This is a genomic window from Streptomyces sp. NPDC031426 (assembly GCF_055581585.1).
This window is the reverse complement of record NZ_JBVIJE010000001.1, coordinates 508,327-531,484: the sequence shown is the minus strand read 5'-3', so window position 1 is coordinate 531,484 and position 23,158 is coordinate 508,327. Positions and strand designations below refer to the sequence as shown.

Genomic DNA, 23,158 nt, shown 5'->3' with positions numbered 1-23,158 from the left:
TTCCCGTTCCGCGTTCGCTGTGCCGGTGACTCGGCGGCCAGAGGTTCTAGTCGGCATCGAAGAACCCCGACCGTGCGACGAAGACGGCGGCGGCCGACACACTGACGACCAGGAGTTCCACCGAGACCGCGGCGGCGCCGTTGATGTTGTTCATCTGGAAGGCGAAGTCGTACGTCAGCTGGTTGAGCGAGTAGTCGCGTCCGGCCACGCCCACGCTGGCGAGGGAGAGCAACTGCGGCTCGACGAAGAGCTGGGCGCCGCCCGCGAATGCCAGGATCAGCATGTACACGATCCACTTGCGGAGCATCGGGATCTGCACGTGCCAGGCGGTCTGCCAGGCGCCCGCGCCATCGATGCGCGCGGCTTCCGTCACGTCCGTGGGGATGTTGTTGAGCGCGCCGTACATGACGACGATCCAGCCGCCCGCGCCGGTCCAGAACGCGATGATCGTGAACAGCAGGGGCAGGTTGCCGGGCGCGATCACCTCGCCGAAGGTGTGGAACCCCAGCGCGCCCAGCAGGGAGCTGACCGGGCTGACGGTCGGGTCGAGCATGAACAGCCACACCAGCACACTCGCGGCGCCGGCGAGCGCTCCGGGGATGTAGTAGAGGAAGCGCAGCGCCTTGCCGGCGGAACCCGAGGCCAGGCGGTGCAGCAGCAGCGCCAGGGCCACCACGAACACCATCAGGGACAGGAGCCAGAAGGCGAGGTAGACGGCGACATGGCTCACGGCGTCCAGAAAGCGGAAGTCCTGCGCCGTGGTGACGAAGTTGGCGAAGCCGGTGACCGTGCCCCCGGCGTCGGTGAAGGAGAAGTAGACCGCGTAGGCGGTCGGAAGGACGCCGAAGGCGACCAGCAGGAGCACGTAGGCGGCGACGAAGGCCATACCGGCCCGGCTCTGCCGGGCGGCGCCGCGACGGCGCCGGGTGGCAGAGCCTGCCGGGGAATGGGTGAGGGTCACTGGGAGACCTTGTATCCGTTGGACTTGGCGTACTTGACGATGGAGTCCTGCCAGGCCGGCAGCATCGAGACGACGGTCCTGCCCTGGGTCAGGCCGGGCTTGACGGTGGCGGCCCAGATCGCCTCCTGGCTGAACTGGCCCGAGCCCCAGCCCGGCCAGACCTGGGAGGAGGCGGCCTTGAGGGCGCTCAGGTCACCGTTGAAATAGCCGGAGGCGTCCTGTCCCTTCAGCCACGCCTCGGCCGCCGGCGCGTACGCGGGGAAGCCCGGGGCCTTCTGGCCCTGGTAGGCGTTGTCTGTGGTGACCCACTTCAGGAAGTCGGTGGCGGCCTTGATGTGCGCGGAGTGCTGGGACAGCAGCCAGGTGCCGCCGCCGACGTTGCCGGTGGACGGCGAGGTCTCCCCCTTCCACTGCGGGATGGGAGCCGCCGCGATCTGCTTGGCCGGCGTCTTGAAGGTGCCCTCGAACAGCGCTCCGCCGTACCAGGCCGGACCCGGCATGAGCAGGACCTTGTCGGCCTCGTTCTTGCCGAAGTCGGTGCTGAAGACCCCGCTGATGGACAGGGACTTGTTCTTGATCAGCACGTCCATGAGCTTGGCCATCTTGGTGCAGGCCTCGCTGGTGGTGTTCACCGAGACGGACTTGGGGCCGGTGATGTGGTTGGCGCCGCACTTGCCCGCCCACAGGTAGATCTCGGGGGTGAAGGCGTCGCCCGCGTCGCCCACCAGGTAGCCGGGGTGCTCCTTGGCCACCTTCTCGCCGAGCTGCTGGTACTCCTCCCATGTCGTGGGAACCGTGTAGCCGAACTTCTTCAGCAGCGGCGCGTTGTACCAGAGCACTGCCTGGGAGAGGTCGTTGCGCAAGCAGTAGACGGTGCCGTCGACGGTGCAGACGTCGTTGGCGCCGTCGGCGAAATCGGCCAGGGTCGCGGAGGGGATCAGGCCCTTGTCGAGCGGCGCGGCGAAGCCCGCGTCGACCGCCCAGGAGGCCTCGTTGTTCTGGGAGCTGAAGACGACGTCCGGCCAGCCCTTGCCGGTGCGGTTGAAGAGCTGGACCTTGGTCTGGAGGTAGTTGGAGCCGTTGGCGTCGCCGTCGTAGGTGACGATGTCCAGCTTCACGCCCGGATGCTGCTGCTGGTACAGCTTCGCGGCCGCCACACGGGTCGCGTCCACCCAGACCGTCAACGCACCGTCCTTCTGCGGTACCTGAGCGAAGCCGTCCTTGGTCGTCGTACCCGTGGCGCCGGCGCCGCAAGCAGTCAGAGCAAGCGCCGCGGTGGCCGCACAGCCGACCAGCAACGCCGCGCGCCTCTTGCTGGACACTCTCTCCTGGCCGGACGAAGGCTTGTTGACGGTCATGTGCGACTCCACTGGTTTCACAGGGCGCCCCGAGCAGATGGGCAGGCGGCGCGAGGATGAGGCGACGCCAGGCCGTACCAGTCGGCGTCGGGGGGACCGTGGACGGCCGGGCCCACTTGCCGTCGCGGAAGAAATTAGGCGCCTTATCGAGAGATCCGTCAAGGGTGTGTGCCGTGTTCTTCCTTCTGATCGACGACCGATACTCGGGATCCATCAGGGAGAATGCCCGACACATCCTCTATTGTGCCTATCGCGACTAAAACCCTGCGAAGTGGATCTACAAGCAATGAGTACTACTCATTATCGAGCGGGGGGTAGAATGAGCGCGGCTCCACAGCGATCAACCGCCCTCGTAGCAGTCATCCCGAAGGCAGGACAGATGAACGACACGCCCGCGACCGAAGCCGCCCTGTCGGCGCAGGCCTCTCCCGCCGCGGCAGCAGCGGTGAACGGCTCGGCCGAGCGGCGTGACTACCGCCCCGGATACGAAGTCGTGGCGGAGCGGATCCTCGAGTTCATCGCCGAGGCCCGTCTGGCGGCAGGCGATCGGCTGCCCACGGAGAACGATCTGGCTCAGAGGCTGAACACCAGCAGGGCCGTGGTGCGGGAGGCCGTCAAGATCCTTTCGGCGCTCGGCCGGGTCCGGGCGCACAAGGGGCGCGGACTGTTCGTCGCCGACGACGAGGGCATGCTCATCACCAGCCGCTGGGGCGGCTTCTTCCGGCCCGTCGACCTCGATCATGTACTTATGCTGTTCGAGTTCCGCAGGGTTCAGGAGATGGCCGCGAGCAGCCTGGCCGCCACCCGTGCCACGCCCGCCGAGCTGCGGAACATCGAGGTGGCCGTGCAGCAGTGCCGGCACGGATTCGTCCACGGTCAGGTCGACGAGTTCAATCAGGCGGACGACGACTTCCACGAGGCCGTGGCTGCGGCCTCGCACAACGCCTTCCTCGTCAGCGCCGTGCGGGACGCGCGACGCCTGCAGCGGCAGTCCAGCGCGATCGGGATCCATGACATGTTCGGCGATGGCACCGAGTCCGCGGTCGTGGAGCACGAGGTGATCTACCGCGCCATTCGCGACGGCCGGCCCGAGGAGGCGGCCGAGGCTACGGCGGCACATCTCGACAGGACACTCGAGGACTACCGGCGGGAGATTCAGCGGCGCCTTTTCGGATAGCGTCCTGTTCGGTTCCCACCTGACCGGCTGGATCCTGAACGCCAATGCGTCCCCCGGCCGAGAAGCCGATGGCCGCGTACGCCTCGCGAGCACGAAGGTCCGGCCCGGAGACGCACCCTCAGCAGCGCTCGCGGACGCGGCTGCCGTTCCGATGCGGCGGCGCGCCGTCGGGAACGGGCGGGGGCGGAAGAGGCGGGGGACGTCACTCCCCGACCGAGCCGTCGCGGTGATCGACCGCCACAGCACCGGCCCCGATCCGACCCGGTTCCACCAGGCCGAGCCGGATACACAGGGCCGGCCCTCAGCCCTGCCAGGCACCACCGTCGCCGCCCCCGGCGACCTGGACGCAGAGCGGCAATGCCCTGGACCGCCCGACGACACTCCCTCCTGCACCGGACATCCGCGTCCAACTGCGCAAGGGCACCGCGCCTGGGCAGGTGAAGCTGTCGACGTCTACCGAAGGGGAGGAGCCTGACCGGAGCGCAGGTGTTCTCTGAGCCACTGTTCGGTGTTGTTCACGTGCAGCAGTGCGGCGGCCTGACTGAGGGAGGCGTCACGGGTGGACAGGGCATGGAAGATCGCCTCGTGCTCGGCGAGTGTCCGGCCCGCGGCCTGGGTGTCGACCAGGCCGCGCCAGATACGGGCGCGCAGAGTGCGGCCGGAGATGCCCTCGAGGAGGGTGAGCAGGGTCTCGTTGCCCGTGGCCGTGATGACGGCGCGGTGGAAGGCGGCGTCGTGGATGTTGAGCTGCTCGACGTCGTCGCGGGCCTCGCGCATGGCGTCCAGGTGCCGCTCGACCTCGGCAAGCTGCTCGTCGGAGATCCGGGTGGCGGCCAGGGCGGTGGCGACCGGTTCGAGGAGACGCCGCACCTCCATGAGGTCCTGCAGCGCGGCGGAGTCGCCCTGCAGCAGTTCCACCGCTCCGCCGAGCCCTTCCAGGAGCAGGCTCGGCTGCAGACTGGTCACGTACGTGCCGTCACCCCGCCGGACCTCCAGAACCCGCGCGACGGCCAGCGCCTTGACCGCCTCACGGGCCAGGTTGCGGGACAGACCCAGCTGAGCTGCCAGATCCGGCTCCGGCGGCAGCTTGGAGCCCGGAGGCAGCGCACCCGTGCGGATCAGCTCGCGGATCTGCGCTATGGCCTTGTCCGTCAGAGACACTGCGAACTCCTTCCGGGATCGTTCGCCGTGGGCACGTCCGACCTGATCAGTCCTCGGCGACGGAGATCATCCCAGAGATCTTCAGGGGTCCGCAGATCGTGGAGTTCCACGTTTCGGGCAACCTGCTCCGCATTCCGCATACCGAGGGTGATGTTGATGATACTGGGATGGGTGCGCGGGAAGGCGATCGCGGCGGCGGGCAGGGTCGTGCCGTGCGCCGCGCAGACGTCGGCGATCGCCCGAGCGCGGGCTACCAGGGCAGGCGGGGCGTCCTGGTAGTCGTACTTCATGCCCTCGGCAGGGCGGTCGCTGGAGAGCAGCCCCGAGTTGAACACGCCCACCGCCACGACGCTCTTGCCGAGATCCCGCGCGGCGGGCAGGACATCGTCCAGAGCCGACTGGTCGAGGAGCGTGTAGCGCCCGGCCAGCATGACCAGGTCGGCTGCGGTCTCGCGCAGGAAGCGGGCCAGCATGGCCGACTGGTTCATACCGGCGCCGATCGCGCCGATCACCCCCTGGTCGCGGAGGTCGGCGAGGGCAGGCATGGCCTCCTCTGCGGCCTGTCTCCAGTGGTCGTCGGGGTCGTGCAGATAGACGACGTCCAGGCGGTCCAGGCCGGTGCGTTCCAAGGTCGCCTCGATGGAGCGGAGCACTCCGTCACGGCTGAAGTCCCACTGCCTGCGCAGGTCGTCCGGCACCACGAAGCCCTCGGTGTCGATGCCGCGCGGCTGCTCGTTGGGAACGAGCAGGCGGCCGACCTTGGAGGAGACGGCGTACGCGTCGCGTGGACGGTCCCGCAGGGCGGCTCCCAGGCGTCGCTCGGAGAGACCGAGCCCGTAGTGCGGTGCCGTGTCGAAGTACCGGATGCCGGCCTCCCAGGCCGCCTCGATCGCGGCCTGCGCGTCGTGAGGAGGGGTGACACGGTAGAGATTGCCGATCACGGAGGCCCCGAAGCCGAGTTCCGTGAGCTCGACGGGGGTGTTCGTGATCTTCCGGTGTCCCATGGTCCGATGTGTCACCTGTGCTCCCCTGCTGGTGCGGTTCGGTACGGCGGCCGAGGGCCTGTCATCGTCTGACGGCGGCCGAGCCACCTGCCATGAGCGCCTCGACCTCGGTGAGTGAGGCCATGGAGACGTCACCGGGCGTGGTCATGGCCAGTGCGCCGTGGACGGTGCCGTAGGCCAGGGCGCGCTGCAGGCCGGCGGCGTCGAGGTTCGCCGCGGGCCTGGCGCGAGCCGCCGAGCCGCCCTCCTCGCCGTCGCCCGTCAGCAGTCCGTAGATCAGTCCGGCTGCGAACGCGTCGCCGGAGCCGATGCGGTCCAGGACATGCAGGCCGGGCATGTCGGGGCCACGCACGCAGCCGGTCCGGGCCGACCAGGCGGCCGAGGACCAGTCGTTCACCCCGGCCGAGGGCACCGTGCGCAGGGTCGTCGCCAGCACCTCAGCCTGGGGCAGGTGTCCCGCGACCTCTGCGAGTGCGTCCTGCACCTCGTCCTCCTCGACCCGCGGCGCCCCTGAGTGCGGTTCGGCCAGGCCCAGGGCACCCACGACGACATCGGCGTGCCGGGCGAGCCGCAGGTCGACCTCGCGGGCGGCGTCGGCGCCGCCCCGGCCGGCCCAGAGACTTGGGCGGTAGTTGGGGTCGTAGGAGACCGTCACCCAGTGCCGCCGCGCGGCCGCCATGGCCTCGTCCGCGACGTCCGCAGTGGTGTCCGACAGACCGGCGAAGATGCCGCCGGTGTGGAACCAGCGGGGTCCCGACGAGAAGACCGCGTCCCAGTCGACATCCCCTTTGCGCAGCTGCGAGACGGCTGTGCCCGCGCGGTCGCTGACGCCCAGTGCGCCCCGGATGCCGAAGCCCCGCTCCACGAAGTTCAGCCCGTTGCGGGCGGCGCGGCCGATACCGTCGTCGGACACCCAGCGGATCAGGGAGGTCTCGACTCCGCCCTGGAGGATCAGGTCCTCGGCAAGCCTCCCCACCGCGTTGTCGACCAGGGCGGTCACGACGGCCGTGCGCAGCCCGAAGCAGCGGCGCAGTCCCCGCACGACGTTGTACTCGCCGCCGCCTTCCCAGACCTGGAAGGTGCGGGCGGTGCGGATCCTGCCCTCGCCCGGGTCGAAGCGGAGCATCACCTCGCCGAGGGCCACCACGTCGGTCACGTCGCGCTCCTCTGTACGGCCTCGGCGGTCAGCCGGCGGATCTCCTCGTACTCGCCCCGTTCCAGATGGGCGGCGGTGGCCATCCAGCTGCCGCCGACGGCGAGGACCGCCGGGTCGGCGAGGTAGGCGGTCATGCGGTAGGCGTCGATGCCGCCCGTCGGCACGAATCGGGCCTGCGGGAAGGGCGCCGCCAGGGCTCGCAGCATCGGGATGCCGCCGAGCGGCTCGGCGGGGAAGAGCTTGACGGTGTCGAGGCCGGCCCGCAGCGCGCGCATCAGCTCGGTGGCGGAGGCGATGCCGGGCACCACGGGCACCCCCAGACCGCCGCACCTGGCGACGACTGCCTCGTCGAAGCCGGGAGAGACGACGAAGCGGGCCCCGGCCGCCACGGCCAGGTCCACCTGCTCGGACGTGAGGACCGTACCGGCGCCGACGGTCAGCCCGCCGTGGGCGGCCATCGTCTTGAGCACCTGCTCGGCATCGGGGGTGCGGAAGGTGACCTCGGCGCACCGTGCGCCGCCCGCCGCGAGCGCGTCGGCCAGCGGGCCGGCGGTCGCGGCGGAGGCCACGGTCAGCACTGGCATGACGCGGGCGCCGGCCAGTACGGAGGCCAGGTCGGTGCCACTCATCGGCCGAGCCACCCGCCGTCGACGGGCAGGACGGTGCCGTGCACGTAGGCGGCGGCGTCCGAGGCGAGGAACACCGTGGCGCCCGCGAGGTCGTCGGCGCTGCCCCAGCGCGCGGCGGGGATGCGGTCAAGGATCGCCTTGCTGCGGACGGGGTCGTCCTGGAGGGCTTGGGTGTTGTCGGTGGCGATGTAGCCGGGCGCGATGGCGTTGACGTTGACGCCGTGCGGGGCCCACTCGTTGGCCAGGGCCTTGGTCAGGCCGGCGATGCCGTGCTTGGCGGCGGTGTAGCCCGGAACGGTGATGCCGCCCTGGAAGCTGAGCAGCGACGCCGTAAAGATGATCTTCCCGTGGCCGCGCGCCACCATGGCCGCACCCACCGCGCGGGACAGGGCGAACTGGGCGTTGAGGTTGACCTGGAGGACCAACTCCCAGTTGTCATCGCTGTGTTCGGCGGCCGGGGCGCGGCGGATCGTGCCCGCGTTGTTGACCAGGATGTCCACCGGGCGCTCACGCCCGGCGAGGTCCGCGCCCAGCGCCCGTACGGCGTCCGGATTGGCGAAGTCGGTGCGGATGGCCTCGAAGGTACGGCCCGCGGCGAGAACGTCCTTCTCCACCGCGCTGCCGGACTCCTCCAGTGAGGCGCTGACGCCGATGACGTCCGCGCCGGCCTCGGCGAGCGCGCGGGCCATGGCGCGGCCGATGCCGCGCCGGGCTCCCGTGACGACGGCGAGCTTCCCGGTGAGGTCGAACGCGGTCATACGGCGGCTCCCTGAGCGTCGTCGGTGCAGTCCACGAGGATCTTCATCACGTCACCGCCGCCCTCCAGGGCCTCGAAGGCGGCCGGCGCCTGGGTGAGGGGGACGACCTTGCTGATCAGCCGATCGGCCGGGATGGTGCCGTCGGCGACCACGGCGACCGCCCGCTCGAAGTCGGAACGGTCGTACAACCGGGCGCCCACGAGCGTGAGTTCACGCCAGAAGAAGCGGTGCAGGTTCACCTCGCGCGGGCGGGCGTGGATGGCCACCAGGCACAACCGGCCGCGCACGCGGAGAACCTCGACGGCGGTGTCCACTCCGCCCTGTGCGCCGGAGACTTCGAAGGCGACGTCCGCGCCTGCGTCGCCGGTCCACTGCCGGACCAGCTCGGGCACGTCGTCGGCACCCGGATCCCAGGTGGCCAGCCCCAGCTCCTCGGCGAGCCGCCGCCGGTGAGGGCTCGGCTCGACCACCCGGACGTCGGCTCCGGCTGCCCGGGCGACCAGGGCGATGAGGACGCCGACGGGGCCGCCGCCGACCACGACGGCCTTCTCTCCGTCGCGGACCTGGGCCCGACCGACGTCGTGCACCGCGACCGCGGTGGGCTCCACGAGGGCGGCGTGGTCCAGAGGGAGGGAGCGGGGCAGCCGGATGAGGGTGGTGGCGGGCACGGACCAGCGCTGCTGCATCGCGCCCGGGGAGTCGATGCCGATGAAGTCCAGGTGCTGGCAGATGTGCCGATGCCCCGCCTGGCAGGCCGGACAGGTGTCGTCCCAGCGCAGCGGCATCACGGTGACCGCGTCCCCGGGCGACCAGCCCTCCACGCCGGGGCCGACCCGTACGATCCGGCCGGACATCTCGTGGCCGAGGACGGCGGGCACGGCCACCCGGGCGTCCATGTCGCCGTGGAAGATGTGCAGGTCGGTGCCGCAGATACCGACGTAGGCGGGGGCGATCTCCACCTGGCCGGGGCCGGGGGGCGGGTTCTCGGCGGGCGCGGTGTCCAGGGTGCGGGCGGCCAGGTAGCGGACGGCGAGTGTCATGGTGTTCTCAGGGTCCCTTCAGCGCGGACGCCGATGGTGAGCAGCAGGTTGGCATAGGTGCGGATGTCGGCGGTGACGACGGCGAGGGTCAGGTCGGGTGAGCGGGCGGCGTCGTAGAACTCGAAGCGGCCGAGCGTCTCGACCGGGACGGGCGCCAGCATCGAGCGGTACTCCGTGATGGCCGGCGGCTCCGGCTCGCCCTCGGGCGGCACCATCACATGCGCTGACTCGACGGGCAGGGCGCGCAGCAGGACGTCGAGCACGGTGGTGACATCCAGCAGACCCGGCGCCAGGTTGAGATGGACGGTCCTGGTTCGCGGACCGGTGGCCGTACTCGCCGGATAGTGGCCGTCGGCGAGCAGCACCCGGGCTCCATGTCCGGCGCCCGCCAGGGCTTCGAGGATCCCCGGGTGCAGGAGTTCGGTCAGGAGCATGGAGTCCGTCTCTTCCTTTCAGCGGCGTCGAGGCGGTAGAACGTGGTGGCCGTGCCGGCGAGGACCGCCTCGGTCTCGGCGGCGGAACAGCCCGCCAGGAGTTCCTCCACGGTGGCGGCCCACCGGTTCCAGCCGCCGGCGAGGACGCAGACCGGCCAGTCGGAGCCGAACATCAGCCGGTCGGGGCCGAAGGCCGCCAGCAGGACCTCCCACACCGGCCGGATGTCGTCGATGGTCCACTTCGCGTGGTCGGCCTCGGTGACCAGGCCGGAGACCTTGCAGCGCACCTGGGGATGCGTGGCGAGCCGGCGCACGCCCCGCTCCCAGTCGTCCAGGTCGTGCCGGGCGATGGGTGGTTTGCCGGCGTGGTCGAGGACCAGGGGAAGTTCGGGCAGGCGTTCTGCCAGGCGGATCGCCTGGGGGAACTGATGGCTGCGGAGGAGCAGGTCGTACCCCAGGCCGCGTTCACCCACCGCCCGCAATCCCCGCTCCACTGAGGGCTGTTGCAGCCAGTTGGGATCGGACTCCCCCTGGACGAGGTGACGTACGGCTCTCAGATACGTACCGCCGTGCCCGGCGCACAGCGCGTCCAGTACGTCGCCGATCGCGGGGGACGTGAGGTCCGCCCAGCCCACGACCGCGCCGATGAGCGGGTCGCCGTCGGCGAGGGCGAGGAACTCACGCGTCTCGTCGACCGAGGCGACGCACTGGACGAGCACCGTGCACTCCAGCCGCCGTCCTGCCAGGGTCGCGGTCGCGGCTGTGCGCAGGTCGTCGGTGCCGAAGGTACGGCGGATGGGCTCGTGCCCTGGTTCGTCCAGCCAGGGTTGCGGCCGGAGGTCCAGGTCCCACACGTGGTGGTGGGCGTCGACGAGTACCTGGGTGTCAGGCACGAGCGCTCCAGACGGGGCCGTCGGGGTATGCGTACTCCTTGAGCGAGTCCGGGTGCATCTGCGCGCTCAGTCCGGGCAGGGTCGGCGCGAGATAGTGACCGTCGACGATGCGGACGGGGTCGACGAAGTGCTCGTGCAGGTGGTCGACGTACTCGATGACCCGGTCGTCGGTGGTGCCGGACACGGCGATGTAGTCGAACATCGACAGGTGCTGCACCATCTCGCACAGACCCACACCGCCGGCGTGCGGACAGACCGGCACCCCGAACTTCGCGGCGAGCAGCAGGATCGCGATGTTCTCGTTCACGCCGCCGACCCGGGCCGAGTCGATCTGCACGATGTCCACCGCGCCTGCCTGCAGCAGCTGCTTGAAGACGACCCGGTTGGCGATGTGCTCACCGGTGGCGACCTTGATGGGGCCGAGCGCCCGGCGGACGGCCGCGTGGCCGAGGACGTCGTCGGGGGAGGTCGGCTCCTCGATCCAGTACGGCTCGTACGGCGCCAGGGCGCGCATCCAGTCGATGGCGGGCTGGACGTCCCAGCGCTGGTTGGCGTCGACGGCGATGCGGATGTCCGGGCCGACCGTCTCGCGGGCGACGCGCATGCGCCGAACGTCGTCCTCCAGGGAGGCGCCGACCTTCAGCTTGATCTGGGTGAAGCCGTCGGCGACGGCCTCGCGGGCGAGGCGGGCCAGCTTCTCGTCGGAGTAGCCGAGCCAGCCGGGGGTGGTCGTGTAGGCGGGGTAGCCCTGGTCGATGAGACGGCCGATGCGGCGCTCGCGACCCGGTTCGGCACGGCGCAGGATGTCCAGCGCCTCCTCGGGGGTGAGGGCGTCGCTGAGCCAGCGGAAGTCGACCTGGGCGACCAGTTCCTCGGGCGACATGTCGCTGAGGTAGCGCCATACGGGCTTGCCCGCGCGCTTGGCGGCCAGGTCCCAGGCGGCGTTGACCACCGCGCCGGTGGCCATGTGGATGGCGCCCTTCTCCGGCCCCAGCCAGCGCAGTTGGGGATCGTGCACGAGGGAGCGGGAGAACGCGCCGAGGTCGGCGCAGACCTCCTCCACCGACAGGCCGACCACGTGCGGGGCGAGCGCCGCGATGGCGGCGGCCTGCACGTCGTTGCCGCGTCCGGTGGTGAAGGCCAGGGCGTGGCCCTCCAGTCCGTCGCCGGCGTCGGTGCGCAGGACCACGTAGGCGGCGGAGTAGTCGGGCTCGGGGTTCATGGCGTCCGAGCCGTCGAGGTGTTCGGAGGTGGGGAATCGCACATCCAGGACATCCAGGGCGGTGATGCGGGCGGATGGGGGCACGGTGGAGGACATGGCGGCAACTCCTGTGAGGGGCAAGGGGAATTGGTCCCCGTGCGACGAGACGTGAATGCGGCGGAGGTCGGGCGGCCGGTGGGGCCGCCCGGGTCACTCCTGGACCTTGCCGCCGGTGATGCGGGAGATGGCGAGGGCGACCAGGATGATCAGTCCGTTCAGAGCGCCGATCCACTGAGCGGGGACGCCCGCCAGCGTGAGCACGTTCTGGATCATGAAGAGCAGCAGGATGCCGCAGAACGCGCCGAACATGGTGCCCTTGCCGCCGTTGAGGCTGATTCCGCCGATGACGGCGGCGGCGAAGACGGTGAAGATGTAGCCGTTGCCCTGTGCGGAGGCGACCGAGGCCAGCCGGCCTGACAGCATCAGTCCGGCGAGGGCGGCGAGCACGCTGCCGGTGACGATGACGATCCACAGCACCCGGTCGGTGCGGATGCCGGCTGCCTTCGCCGCGTCGACGTTGCCGCCGATGGCGTACAGGGAGCGGCCGAAGCTGGTCCAGCCCAGGACGACGATGGCGACGGCGAACAGTGCCAGGCATATCCAGATGGAGGCCGGCATCCCGAACCACTCCGTGGTACCGATGTAGAGCATCGACTGCGGCAGCTGGAAGAAGGTCTGGCCGCCGGAGATGCCGGTGAGAATGCCGCGCAGCACGATCAGCATGCCGAGCGTGACGATGAAGCCGTTGAGGCCGAAACGGATGATCAGCAGTGAGTTGATCACGCCGACGAGCGCGCCCACGGCGAGGGTGAGGGGGATCGACCAGGCGCCGGGGAGCAGGCCGAGTCCGTGTCCGGCGCCCGCCGGAACGACCAGCCAGGCCGCGACGCCGGGCGCGAGGCCCATGGTGGACTCCAGGGACAGGTCCATCTTCTTGACGATCAGGATCATCGTCTGGGCGAGGACCAGCAGGGCCATCTCCGACATGGTCTGCAGGACGTTGATGAGGTTGTCCGCCTGCAGGAAGACCGGGTTGACGATCTGGCCGACGATCGCGATGACGACGATCGCGGGGACGAGTGCGAGGTCGCGCAGGCGGGCCAGGGGGATTCGGCCACCGAGCAGCGCGGTGCGCTTGTGCCTGGGTTCCACGGCCTTGGCTGCCGCGTCCGCGAGGACGGTCTCAGGCATTGAGGTCCACTCCTTCCATCGCGGCCACGAGTTCGTGGTCGTGCCAGCCGCGGGCCATCTCTGAGGTCACACGGCCCTGGAACATCACCAGGACCCGGTCGCACATGCGCAGGTCGTCGAGTTCGTCGGAGGCGATGAGCACTCCGGTGCCGGTTTCCGCGGTCTCCTCGACCTTGCCGAGCAGGAACTCCTTGGAGCGCACGTCCACGCCCGCCGTCGGATTGATCAGCACCAGCAGGCGCGGGTCGTCCGCCAGGGCGCGGGCCATGACGACCTTCTGCTGGTTGCCGCCCGAGAGCGCGGAGACGGGCAGCTCCGGTCCAGGCGTCTTGATCGCCAGCCTCTCGATCATGTCGCCGGCGAGCCGGTCCCGTCGGTCACGGCTGAGGAAGCCGTTCTTGCCGAGCCTGCGAGGAACGGACAGCGTGGCGTTGTCCGCGATCGACATGTCGGGCACGAAGCCCTGGTGGTGCCGGTCCTGCGGGACGAACCCGGCGCCCGCCGCGAGCGCGGCGGGCACGCTGCCCGGCCGGGGCCGCCGCCCGGCGATCTCCACCTCGCCCGCCTGTGCCGCCCGCAGACCTACGACCGTCTCGGCGACCTCGGTGCGACCGCTGCCGGCGGCACCCGCGAGTCCGACGATCTCCCCTGCGCCCACCTGGAAGGTGACATCACCGTAGGCGCCGTCACTGCCCAGCGCCTGCACGGACAGCGCGGGCGTGGCGGTGCGGTCGAGGGTGCTCGACCGCACCTGCAGCCGGTCGGCCGCCGCCTCGCCGGTCATCGCGGCGACCAGCTCGGTGCGGGGGAGCTCCACGACCGGCGCGGTCACGATGTGCCGGGCGTCGCGGAACACCGTCACCATGTCGCAGATGTCGTAGACCTCCTGGAGATGGTGGCTGATGAACAGGAAGGTCACACCCTGGCGCTGCAGGTCGCGAATGCGGTCGAAGAGCCGGTTGATGGCCGCGCCGTCGAGCTGGGCGGTCGGCTCGTCGAGGATGATGAACCGGGCTCCGAAGGACAGCGCCCGGGCGATCTCCACGAACTGCCGCTGCTCCACGGTCAGATCGCCGGCCGAGGTCTGTGGGTCGACGTCCACCGACCACGTCGACAGCAGCTCCTGCGCCCGCCGGCGCACACCCTGCCAGCTGATGAGCCCGCTGCGGCCGTGGTCGTGCCGGTTCAGGAAGAGGTTCTCTGCGACGGTCAGGGTGGGGATGATCGTCGACTTCTGGTAGACGCAGGCCACGCGCTGTCGCCAGGCGTCGCGGTCCGCGAGTCGTGGTGCGGGGCCGCCGCCGAAGGTGACCGTTCCCTCGTCGGGGGCCTGCAGGCCGGTGAGGACCGACACGAGCGTCGACTTGCCGGCCCCGTTGCGGCCGACGAGCGCGTGGGTCTCGCCGGGCCTGATGGTGATCCGGGCGCCGTTGAGTGCCACGGTCGGACCGAATCGTTTGACTATGCCCGTCGCCTCGACGACGGGCGGGCCCACCGGCGACCGTCCGTCGTCCGCCGGGGCGGGCGCGGGGCTGACTGCTCGCTCCCCGTCGCTCATCACAACCACCTTGTAGTCGTTATCCGTTGGGCGCCTGACAGGGCAGGTCAGCCGTGGTTGTTGCCCCACAGGGAGGCGTCGCTGCTCTTGACGCTGGACACGCCGCCGTAGGTGCCGCCGTCGACGGTGACCAGCGGAGCGGAGAGCTGGTCCTCGAGCAGACCGGGGCGGACCTGGATGATGGTGCTGTTGTGGTCGGTCTTGCCGGGCTTGAACGTCTTCCCGTCGATCGCGGCCTTCAGGTAGTACAGGGCGTACTTGGCGTAGAGGTCGGCCGGCTGGGACACGGTGGCGTCGATCTGGCCGGCGGTGATGTCCTTGAGTTCCTCGGGAATGCCGTCGTTGGAGACCACGAACACGTGCTTGGGGTCCTTCGGGCCGACCAGCAGCCCCCTCTGCTTGAGGACCTGCAGCGTGCCGGACAGGGCGAAGCTGGACTGCATGTAGACGCCCTTGATGTCCGGATTGGCCGTCAGATCGGTCTGCAGCTTCTGCGCGGCGACGGCACCGTCCCAGTTCGTGGCCTCCCCGAGCACCTTGATGCCGGGGAAGTTCTTCTGCATGCAGTCGTTGAACGCCTCGGTTCGGTCACGGCCGTTGATCGAGTCGAGGCCGCCCTCGAGCATGACGACCTTGCCCTTGCCGTTCAGCTTGGTGCCGAGGAACTGGCAGGCCTTCTCGCCGTAGGCCCGGTTGTCGGCCCGCACCACCATGAACACCTTGCCGCTGTCGGGGCGGGTGTCGATGGTGACGACGGGGATCTTCTTCGCCTCCAGCTGCGCCAGCGTCGGCGCGACGGCGGCGGTGTCCTGGGGCGCCATCGCGATGCCCTTCACACCCTGGCTGATGAACGTCTGCGCGTTGGCGGTCAGCTTGGCGACGTCGTTCTGCGAGTTCGTCGTCTTCAGCGACAGGCCCAGCTGTCCGGCGTACCTGGGCGTGTACTTGATGTACGAGTTCCAGAAGTCCGTGTCGGAGCGGGGGTAGTCGACGCCGACCAGCATGGAACTGCTCGACGAAGCGGTGCCCGAGCCGCTGCAGGCGCTGAGCAGTGCCAGGGCGGACAGGACTGAGGCGGTGGAGCAGAGGGCAGTTCTGAGTCTCATCGGTACTTCCTCGCGCTGGTCCCGGAGCGGGAGTTGGTGTGCAGGGCGACAGCTGTGTGCCGCCACATCGAAGACATGGGATGTATGTATAGGCGGCGACCGATGGCGCTGTCTAGGTGTCGGGTCAAACCACTGAAAAGAGAGGCGCTTGGAGTTCGCAGCGGCACACCGGGGGCAAATCAATCCCATCAATCATGTGCATTCGCGATGGGGTGACGGCTTGTCTGCGGACTCCCCGTGTGGCGAGCCTCAATCCGCACACCCCTCAGACATTCCATGTCTGGGATCCGATAACAGGGATGATGGCACTCATATGCGACAAAACTGCGCGCCAGCGGGGTGCTTTCATCCCTGCACGCCCGTTGACATCAGGGCGTCACATGCTCGAACTTCGTGCGTAACGTCCGGCGCTCCAGTGCCGTGGGCGCCGTGTCTTCCCTTTGTCCCCCACATCAGGGATGTCCTCATGTCGAGCTCGTTCAACAGACGTCAATTCCTGGCCGCCGCCACGGGTGTAGCGGCGGCGGCCGTCGCCGGCGGCGGCCTGGGGTCCGGCGTCGTACAGGCGGCAACAAGCACCTACACACCGGCGTGGCCCTCGGTCGACCAGCACCCGCCTGCCCCCGAGTGGTTCCAGGACGCCAAGTTCGGCATCTACTTCCACTGGGGCGTCTTCAGCGTTCCGGCCTATGGGAACGAGTGGTATCCGCGCCGCATGTACATCAGCGGCGACGCGGTCAACCAGCACCACATCGCGACCTACGGCGACCCGTCCGTGTGGCCGTACCACAACTTCATCAACGGGGCGAAGGACCTGGCGGGCAACTTCGTGCAGTTCGCACCGAAGCTGAAGTCGGCGGGCGGCAACTTCGACCCCGACGCGTGGGCGCAGCTGTTCACCGACGCGGGAGCGAGATTCGCCGGACCGGTCGCCGAACACCACGACGGCTTCTCCATGTGGAACAGCCAGGTCAACGAGTGGAACTCGGCCGCCAAGGGCCCGAAGCTCAATCTGCTGCAGCTGTTCGCCACGGCGATCCGGGCCAAGGGTCTCAAGCTGCTGGTCGCCATGCACCACGCGTACAACTTCAACGGCTACTACGACCACGTCCCCGCACAGTCGGACCCCAGCCTGCAGAAGCTGTACGGGCAGTTGGGCAGGACGCAGGAGAACCAGCTCTGGTACGACAAGCTGAAGGAGGTCATCGACCTCGCCCAACCGGACATCCTCTGGCAGGACTTCGACCTGAGCGCGGTCGACGAGACACAGCGCCTGAACTTCCTGTCGTACTACTACAACCAGGCCAACGCGTGGGGCCGCGAAGTCGTCGCCACCTACAAGGACGGTCTCGACAGCAAGGGCGAGGTCTTCGACTACGAGCGCGGTGGCCCAGCCGACCTGACCGCCCCGTACTGGCTCACCGACGACAGCATCTCCAGCTCCAGCTGGTGCTACACGCAGGGCATCGGCTACTACAGCACCCAGCAGATGCTGCACTCGCTCATCGACCGGGTGAGCAAGAACGGCAACATGCTGCTGAACATCGCGCCGATGGCGGACGGCACCATCCCGCAGGGACAGAAGGACATCCTGCTCGGCATCGGCGACTACCTGAAGCGCTTCGGCGAGTCGATCTACTCGACCCGGCCCTGGACGTCGTACGGCGAAGGCCCGACCAAGATGGGCGGGGGCTCCTTCACCCATCCGACGGCCGGCACCGCGGAGGACATCCGCTTCACCCGGAACAAGAACAACACGGTCCTGTACGCCACCGTCCTCGGCTGGCCCGGCAGTTCACTGACGATCAAGACGCTCAGCTCCGACCGGATCGGCCTCTCCTCGCTGACGTCGGTCAAGCTGCTCGACTCGACGGCCGGCAGCTACATCAGCCTTGCGACGCCCGCGCAGGACGCCTCCGGGCTGAAGGTGACCCTGCCGTCGTCGGCGCCGTTCAGCGCCAACGCGTACGTTCTGAAACTCTCCTTCTCCGGGCAGATACCCAGCCTGCGGCCCCTCTCCGGCGCCGTGGTCTTCGAAGACGTCGACTACTCGGGCCCGACCGCCGTGCTCCCTGCCGGCGACTACACCGCGGACCAGTTGACACTCGCCGGTCTCGGCCCACTCACGCTCTCGTCCCTGCGCCTGGCTCCCGGCTTCCAGCTGATCGGCTACTCAGGGGACGACTTCACGGGCACCTCATGGTCCTTCACGGCCGACAACGCCGATCTCCGGGGCACGGGGAACAACGACCGGATCACCTCGCTGAAGGTCCAGTTCAATCCGTCGACGTACTTCCGGATCACCAACGTCACCGACGGCCTTGCCCTGGACAGCGGCGGCGACGTGGCCTCCGGGTCCAACCTCAAGCAGTGGACCTGGGACGGCAGTCCCAACCTCCAGTGGCAGGCGGTAGAGGTCGGCGGCGGCTACTACAAGCTGGTCAACCGCACCAACGGCATGGTCGCCGACGGTTGGGGGGACACGGCCAACGGTTCAGCGGCCAGGCAGGCACCGTGGAACGGCGGCACGAACCAGCAGTGGAAGATCACCCACCGAGGCGACGGCCGCCACACGATCGCCAACCGCACCACCGGCCTGCTCCTCGACGGCGGAGGCAACGTGGCCTCGGGCTCCGTCACCAAACAGTGGGCCTACGGAAGCAGCACCAACCTCCTGTGGACCTTCACGGCCCTCTGACGGGCACGAGGCTCTGCCCACGGCCCCCGGCGAGGACGGATACCAGCGCCTCTTCCGCGAGGGGCACAACGCGCCACCGCGCTCATTCGACCGCGGGTTGTCACCCGCCGTGACTGCGTACACATCCATTACCGGCTCGTGGGCGACGAGGTCGCCCACGAGCAGTCAGTGTGTCAGGTGCCTCCTTCGAGCCGGCCGGGCCCGGATGGGCGGCCTGGGCGGAACCTGAGAACTTCTCCGGGTTTTTGAGATCCCGGTGGCCGGCCACCGGTCTACACGTCCGTAAGGATCACCAGCACTTCAGGAAGCACCCTGACTCGATGAAGCGATCTTGGCACCTTGTCCTGGCGTCGGCTCTCGTCGCGGGAGCCGTCACACCGGTGGCTGCGGTGGGCAGCGCAGTCGCCGCAGACGGCGACATCACCTCGGCCGTCCTGGCGAACCGTGATGTCGTCCTGACCGGCGACGCGGTCGTGCGCGTCCCGCAGGGAACCCACACGTACACCGGCGTGATCAGCGGTGAAGGAACCCTTCGTGTGTCCGGCACCGGTACGCTGGTCCTCACCAAGGACAGCACCTTCACCCTGCCGCACTCCCGGCAGCACCAGAGGGTCCAGATCCCGGGCGACAACCACCCGTACGTCGTGGTCGACAGTCCCGACGACCCCGCGGTCACCGTGGACGCGGGGGCAACCCTCCAGTACGGCACCGGCGGTACGACCGGCCTGATCGGGTCCTTCCCGTACAACACGCCCGGCTACCAGCAGAACCAGGACAACGTCCGGGTGGACGGCACACTGCGCCTGTCGCTGACCCGCCTGTTCAACCTGGGCGTCATCAGCGGCTCCGGCCTCGTCACCCAGCCCCGCAACATGTGGGGAACGCTCCAGATCTGCGGCACCAACCCGTTCTCCGGCATCTTCGACAACGGCACGGGCGTCAACTTCGCGAGCACCACCTGTGCCGCCGACCTGCCCAACGCCCGCTCCGTCGTCAACCGCGGTTCGTGGATCATCGACACCCCGCTCAACCACACTGTCGTACAGCGCCAGAACTTCTACAGCCACGAGTACGGCAACGACGTCAACGTGCATTCCCGCCCGGGCAGCAAGGTGATCCTCACCGGCGTCTACAGCTGGAGTGACAGCGGCGACGGGGCGGCGCCCTCGCTGAGCGACCCCGGACTGAACTGGCGGCCCGTGGCCCACAAACTCAACAAACGCGGCACCAACGTCGAGGGCGCCGACGTCCAGTGGGGCGACGGGACCACACACCAGATCTTCATGCCCGGCACGGCGCAGACGGTCTACATCAACCTGCACGCCAGACGGCAGCGCTCCCGGCTCACCTTCGACTACAACGGACCGGTAACCCTGGGCGCGCCCATCGGCGGCGGCATGTACCACGACACCCTCAGCGCTCCCGGCGCCGGGGACGTCGTCATCGCCGACACCAGTGGCAACGACGTGACCTTCGCAGCGGCGCAGTACTACGACGGATCCACCACCATCGACAGGAACGCGACCCTCCATCTCGGCTCCGGGACCGCGGGCGGCGACGGAAGCCTCCACACCGGCGGAACCCTCGACAAAGTGATCGACAACGGTTCACTCGTGCTCCGCAACACCAGGACACCCACCTCCCTCCCGGCGGTGACCGGTGCCGGATCGGTGACGCAGAGCGGAGCCGCGGCCACCACCGTCACCAGCGCCGCCTACACCGGCGCCACCACCGTGGCCAAAGGCAGCCTGATCGTCTCCGGGACCTCCCTGCGGACATCTGACGCGGTCGCTCTGACCAGTCCCACGGCCGTCCTGGACCTCAGCGGGGCACGCGACACGACCCTGCGCAGGCTACAGGTCGTCAAGGGCGCGAAGATCCTGCTCTCCCGGAACTCCCCCGAGCTGACCGTCGGTTCGGCGACCGCAACAGTCTCCGGTACCCGTCTCGCCATCGGCGGGGCACGCTTCTCCGTGAGCCAGGGCGACGCCCACACCGTGCTCACCGCTCTCACGTCCACCACGGCCGCACAGCCGTCCTCCGCCGCGACAGGACCGGCACCCTCCCCCGCCCGGACCGGCCGAGCGGCCACGCCCCTGGCCTCCGCCACCGGCACCATGGCGGACACCGGCAGCAACTTCGGTGCTCTGTGGACCGTCACAGGACTGGCGGGCGTCGTTCTCGCCGGCGTCGCCGCGGTCTTCGTCTTCGTACGCAGTCGCTCGCGCCAGCGTACGGCCCCCCGTCACTCCCGCTGATCCCCGGCCGCCACGGATTCCACGGCCCGCGCATGGCTGTCAGCGCTCACCTCTTACGATGGCATCGCTGCCACGGCGCCCGTGATACCGACGGCGGTTGCCCGAGGACCCCGCACCCCGACCCGGTCGGCGCGAGCGGGGCCTCGTACCCGCGGCAGGTCGAAGGGAGAACCGATGCCAAGGCATGCCGAGCCCGCGGCCGACGTGATCGCCGCGGCTCGGGTCGGCGAACGCGGCGCCCTGGAAGAGCTCAGCTCCCGGACGCTTCCGCTGATCTACAGCGTCGCGGCGCGTGCGCACCCGTACCGCGACGACGTCGACGACATCGTCCAGGAGACGATGATGCGCATCCTGCGCGGCATCGGGGGACTGGAACGCCCGGAGGCGTTCCGGTCCTGGGTGATCACCATCACCGTGAACGAGGTCCGTGACCACATCCGCAGGCGCGACAGGAGGGAGACGACGGGAGCGGCGTTCGACGCGGCTGAGCACCGGCCCGATCCGGCCGCCGACTTCGCCGAGGGGGTCATCCTCAACCTGCGGCTGTCCGGGCAGCGCGAGGAGACCTTGCACGCGACCCGTTGGCTCGACGAGGACGACCGGGAGCTGCTGTCACTGTGGTGGCTGGAGACGGCCGGCCGGCTCGCCCGGGCCGAGCTCGCTTCCGTTCTGGACATGACCAGCCATCAAGCGGCTGTACGGGTGCAACGTATGAAGGAACGCCTGCACACCTCCCGCGTCATCGTCCGAGCCCTCGCGGCCAGGCCCGCATGCGGGGAACTGACCCGGCTGGCGCTGGACTGGAACGGGGCCCCCAGCGGCCTGTGGCGCAAACGCCTCGGCCGCCATGTGCGGCAGTGCCCCCGGTGCGTGCGCCACGAGGAGGGCATCCTGGCGCCCGAAGGCCTGCTGGCGCCCCTGGCCCTCCTGCCCGTGCCGGCGGCACTGCTGGCCTGGCACCCGTGGCAGTCCGCGGGAACGCACGCCGCGGCGGCCGACCATGCCGGCACCGCGGCCACTTCAGGCGGCGGGGGTTCCGCGACGGCGGGAACGGCAGGGACTGCAGGGACGAGCCTCACCGCGAAGGTCGTGGTGGCGGCGAGTGCGCTGCTCGCCGTGGGCGGCGCGCTCGTGGCCGCGGCCCCATGGTCCAGCTCGTCGGCGCGTCCGGCCACCGCCCCGACGGCTTCCAGCCCGGCACACGCGCCCTCGCCCACCGCATCCGCATCCGCATCACCGTCGCGGCCGGCACCGGTACTGGGCTCAGCCGTCTCGCGTCCCTCGCCCCGGCCCCAGCCCCGGCCGCGGTACGGGCCCGTGGTCGACACCGTGGACAGCGCGCCGCCGCCGGACCGGCCGCCCGCGGCATTGCCCCACCGCCCGCAGACCACGGTGACGATGACGGGGCTCAAGAGGCACCTGGACGGCTACCAGCTCGTCCACCGCGGGGACACGGTGGTACTGCGCGGGAAGGGCTACTTCACCGTCCACTGGGACGTGATGTACGGGCTGCGCCCCGGGCTGCTGACCATGCCCTCGTGGACCGGACTGCGAGGAAGGCTGTTGCACGTGGCCTCGGGCGGCGGCCACCGCATGGACGACCGCCGGCCGGGCGCGACCGCCGGCGGCACCTGGATGGGTAACAGGCAGCAAGGACTGATCACCCTGCCGCCGGGAGCCCAGCAGATGTGGCAGAACGAGTACTACTACCTCGACGGCAGCGTCACACTCCACCTCAACGAAACCCAGGCCGACTACAACCTCGACGTCCTGCCCTCCTCCTGGCAGGAGACATCCGACGACATCGCCACTCCCCCGACCCCGCACTCCGCCGACCGCGAACGGTACGGACTCGTGCGCGACACCGGCCGCGACGACGCCCCCGTGCCCCAGTACACCACCCGCTCCACGCCGACCAACGCGGGCACCGTGCCCCAGCACTCCGTCGTGTCCTGACCAGCTGGTGCAACAGCGCCGCCATGACGGTAGGGGTGGTTGGAAGGGCAGCGACCAGCTGCGAGGTATGACGGTCAGCCGCCCCATCGCGAGCTTCGGCAGCGTGCGTCGGGGCACCGGGTACGGTGAGGCGAGCGCGGCGGCGAAAGCGGCGACCAGGTCGTGGGGACGCCGGCGCTGAGGTCGGCGCACCACAGGTATCCGGCGCCCAGGACCGGGTGCGCCCATGCCTGTCAGCCCACGAGGTCGGGACGTGGTCGGCGTCCTGGATGAGCGGCGGCTGATCTCCAGGGAGACGCTGGAGCGTAGCCGGGGTCCGTGGCGGTAGTCCTCGGCCGGTCCACATCGCGGATCCCCCGCGCCCAAGTCGGTCAGCACCGCTTCCGGTCCCGTGAGCTCGGCGTCGGCGCAGGACGATGGTGGGTTCTCCACCCGGGCAACCGAACTGCGCCCCGCCCCTTTGACCAGGGAGAATGAACCACCTACCCGGCATGCCCGTGATGATCGGGGCTCCCAGCCGTGCTGGGAGCCCTTGTGCTCAAGGGACAGGTCAGGCCAT

General features: G+C 69.7%; 18 protein-coding genes. 4 read left to right on the top strand and 14 right to left on the bottom strand.

The window, feature by feature from the left end; all coding sequences use genetic code 11:
- Positions 1 to 46: 46 nt before the first annotated feature.
- A complete protein-coding gene (locus tag ACZ5NH_RS02590; protein WP_388635213.1) occupies positions 47 to 961 on the bottom strand; it encodes a carbohydrate ABC transporter permease in 915 nt (304 codons plus the stop codon).
- On the bottom strand, positions 958 to 2,319 hold the full coding sequence (locus tag ACZ5NH_RS02585) for an ABC transporter substrate-binding protein (RefSeq protein ID WP_468772584.1): 1,362 nt from the start codon (positions 2,317 to 2,319) through the stop codon (positions 958 to 960). Before ACZ5NH_RS02585 ends, ACZ5NH_RS02590 begins: the two co-directional genes overlap by 4 nt.
- 379 nt (positions 2,320 to 2,698) lie before the next feature.
- Here ACZ5NH_RS02585 and ACZ5NH_RS02580 point away from each other — a divergent pair, with 379 nt between their 5' ends.
- On the top strand, positions 2,699 to 3,496 hold the full coding sequence (locus tag ACZ5NH_RS02580; RefSeq protein ID WP_468772583.1) for a FadR/GntR family transcriptional regulator: 798 nt from the start codon (positions 2,699 to 2,701) through the stop codon (positions 3,494 to 3,496).
- A gap of 453 nt (positions 3,497 to 3,949) precedes the next feature.
- Here the strand turns inward: ACZ5NH_RS02580 and ACZ5NH_RS02575 are convergent, their stop codons facing one another.
- The 12 genes from ACZ5NH_RS02575 to ACZ5NH_RS02520 all read right to left on the bottom strand — a co-directional run bounded on the left by ACZ5NH_RS02575 (position 3,950) and on the right by ACZ5NH_RS02520 (position 15,687).
- Positions 3,950 to 4,657: a FadR/GntR family transcriptional regulator gene (locus ACZ5NH_RS02575; protein WP_388635219.1), complete on the bottom strand. Its 708-nt coding sequence runs from the start codon at positions 4,655 to 4,657 to the stop codon at positions 3,950 to 3,952.
- Positions 4,648 to 5,661 (bottom strand): aldo/keto reductase, encoded by a 1,014-nt coding sequence (locus ACZ5NH_RS02570; RefSeq protein WP_468772581.1) that lies wholly within the window; start codon positions 5,659 to 5,661, stop codon positions 4,648 to 4,650. The genes ACZ5NH_RS02575 and ACZ5NH_RS02570 overlap by 10 nt, the downstream gene beginning before the upstream one ends.
- Positions 5,662 to 5,722: 61 nt before the next feature.
- A complete protein-coding gene (locus ACZ5NH_RS02565; RefSeq protein WP_468772579.1) occupies positions 5,723 to 6,817 on the bottom strand; it encodes a PfkB family carbohydrate kinase in 1,095 nt (364 codons plus the stop codon).
- Entirely contained in the window at positions 6,814 to 7,446 is a 633-nt protein-coding gene (locus ACZ5NH_RS02560) for a bifunctional 4-hydroxy-2-oxoglutarate aldolase/2-dehydro-3-deoxy-phosphogluconate aldolase (RefSeq protein WP_468772577.1), read from the bottom strand. Before ACZ5NH_RS02560 ends, ACZ5NH_RS02565 begins: the two co-directional genes overlap by 4 nt.
- Complete coding sequence (locus ACZ5NH_RS02555; RefSeq protein ID WP_468772575.1) at positions 7,443 to 8,204, bottom strand: SDR family oxidoreductase; 762 nt, start codon at positions 8,202 to 8,204, stop codon at positions 7,443 to 7,445. Before ACZ5NH_RS02555 ends, ACZ5NH_RS02560 begins: the two co-directional genes overlap by 4 nt.
- Entirely contained in the window at positions 8,201 to 9,244 is a 1,044-nt protein-coding gene (locus tag ACZ5NH_RS02550; protein WP_468772573.1) for a zinc-dependent alcohol dehydrogenase, read from the bottom strand. The genes ACZ5NH_RS02555 and ACZ5NH_RS02550 overlap by 4 nt, the downstream gene beginning before the upstream one ends.
- Entirely contained in the window at positions 9,241 to 9,678 is a 438-nt protein-coding gene (locus ACZ5NH_RS02545) for an RbsD/FucU domain-containing protein (RefSeq protein WP_468772572.1), read from the bottom strand. Before ACZ5NH_RS02545 ends, ACZ5NH_RS02550 begins: the two co-directional genes overlap by 4 nt.
- Complete coding sequence (locus ACZ5NH_RS02540) at positions 9,669 to 10,571, bottom strand: amidohydrolase family protein (protein ID WP_468772570.1); 903 nt, start codon at positions 10,569 to 10,571, stop codon at positions 9,669 to 9,671. Before ACZ5NH_RS02540 ends, ACZ5NH_RS02545 begins: the two co-directional genes overlap by 10 nt.
- A complete protein-coding gene (locus ACZ5NH_RS02535) occupies positions 10,564 to 11,889 on the bottom strand; it encodes an L-fuconate dehydratase (RefSeq protein WP_388635235.1) in 1,326 nt (441 codons plus the stop codon). The genes ACZ5NH_RS02540 and ACZ5NH_RS02535 overlap by 8 nt, the downstream gene beginning before the upstream one ends.
- A gap of 93 nt (positions 11,890 to 11,982) precedes the next feature.
- Positions 11,983 to 13,023, bottom strand: coding sequence for an ABC transporter permease (locus ACZ5NH_RS02530; protein WP_451555781.1), 1,041 nt, complete (start codon positions 13,021 to 13,023; stop codon positions 11,983 to 11,985).
- Complete coding sequence (locus tag ACZ5NH_RS02525; protein WP_388635239.1) at positions 13,016 to 14,581, bottom strand: sugar ABC transporter ATP-binding protein; 1,566 nt, start codon at positions 14,579 to 14,581, stop codon at positions 13,016 to 13,018. The genes ACZ5NH_RS02530 and ACZ5NH_RS02525 overlap by 8 nt, the downstream gene beginning before the upstream one ends.
- A gap of 47 nt (positions 14,582 to 14,628) precedes the next feature.
- On the bottom strand, positions 14,629 to 15,687 hold the full coding sequence (locus ACZ5NH_RS02520) for a sugar ABC transporter substrate-binding protein (RefSeq protein WP_468772569.1): 1,059 nt from the start codon (positions 15,685 to 15,687) through the stop codon (positions 14,629 to 14,631).
- A gap of 466 nt (positions 15,688 to 16,153) precedes the next feature.
- Between ACZ5NH_RS02520 and ACZ5NH_RS02515 the strand changes: the two genes are divergently transcribed.
- The 3 genes from ACZ5NH_RS02515 to ACZ5NH_RS02505 all read left to right on the top strand — a co-directional run bounded on the left by ACZ5NH_RS02515 (position 16,154) and on the right by ACZ5NH_RS02505 (position 22,599).
- Positions 16,154 to 18,385: an alpha-L-fucosidase gene (locus tag ACZ5NH_RS02515; protein WP_468772567.1), complete on the top strand. Its 2,232-nt coding sequence runs from the start codon at positions 16,154 to 16,156 to the stop codon at positions 18,383 to 18,385.
- Positions 18,386 to 18,705: 320 nt separating this feature from the next.
- A complete protein-coding gene (locus ACZ5NH_RS02510; RefSeq protein ID WP_468772566.1) occupies positions 18,706 to 20,643 on the top strand; it encodes an autotransporter in 1,938 nt (645 codons plus the stop codon).
- A 174-nt stretch (positions 20,644 to 20,817) separates the two neighbouring features.
- Positions 20,818 to 22,599, top strand: coding sequence for an RNA polymerase sigma factor (locus tag ACZ5NH_RS02505; RefSeq protein WP_468772565.1), 1,782 nt, complete (start codon positions 20,818 to 20,820; stop codon positions 22,597 to 22,599).
- Positions 22,600 to 23,158 lie beyond the last annotated feature (559 nt).

Bases quoted from the DNA above. Each gene is read 5' to 3' on its own strand.
- ACZ5NH_RS02585 (WP_468772584.1), bottom strand. From the start codon at position 2,319: ATGACCGTCAACAAGCCTTCGTCCGGCCAGGAGAGAGTGTCCAGCAAG.
- ACZ5NH_RS02580 (WP_468772583.1), top strand. From the start codon at position 2,699: ATGAACGACACGCCCGCGACCGAAGCCGCCCTGTCGGCGCAGGCCTCT.
- ACZ5NH_RS02570 (WP_468772581.1), bottom strand. From the start codon at position 5,661: ATGGGACACCGGAAGATCACGAACACCCCCGTCGAGCTCACGGAACTC.
- ACZ5NH_RS02560 (WP_468772577.1), bottom strand. From the start codon at position 7,446: ATGAGTGGCACCGACCTGGCCTCCGTACTGGCCGGCGCCCGCGTCATG.
- ACZ5NH_RS02555 (WP_468772575.1), bottom strand. From the start codon at position 8,204: ATGACCGCGTTCGACCTCACCGGGAAGCTCGCCGTCGTCACGGGAGCC.
- ACZ5NH_RS02550 (WP_468772573.1), bottom strand. From the start codon at position 9,244: ATGACACTCGCCGTCCGCTACCTGGCCGCCCGCACCCTGGACACCGCG.
- ACZ5NH_RS02545 (WP_468772572.1), bottom strand. From the start codon at position 9,678: ATGCTCCTGACCGAACTCCTGCACCCGGGGATCCTCGAAGCCCTGGCG.
- ACZ5NH_RS02535 (WP_388635235.1), bottom strand. From the start codon at position 11,889: ATGTCCTCCACCGTGCCCCCATCCGCCCGCATCACCGCCCTGGATGTC.
- ACZ5NH_RS02530 (WP_451555781.1), bottom strand. From the start codon at position 13,023: ATGCCTGAGACCGTCCTCGCGGACGCGGCAGCCAAGGCCGTGGAACCC.
- ACZ5NH_RS02525 (WP_388635239.1), bottom strand. From the start codon at position 14,581: ATGAGCGACGGGGAGCGAGCAGTCAGCCCCGCGCCCGCCCCGGCGGAC.
- ACZ5NH_RS02520 (WP_468772569.1), bottom strand. From the start codon at position 15,687: ATGAGACTCAGAACTGCCCTCTGCTCCACCGCCTCAGTCCTGTCCGCC.
- ACZ5NH_RS02515 (WP_468772567.1), top strand. From the start codon at position 16,154: ATGTCGAGCTCGTTCAACAGACGTCAATTCCTGGCCGCCGCCACGGGT.
- ACZ5NH_RS02510 (WP_468772566.1), top strand. From the start codon at position 18,706: ATGAAGCGATCTTGGCACCTTGTCCTGGCGTCGGCTCTCGTCGCGGGA.
- ACZ5NH_RS02505 (WP_468772565.1), top strand. From the start codon at position 20,818: ATGCCAAGGCATGCCGAGCCCGCGGCCGACGTGATCGCCGCGGCTCGG.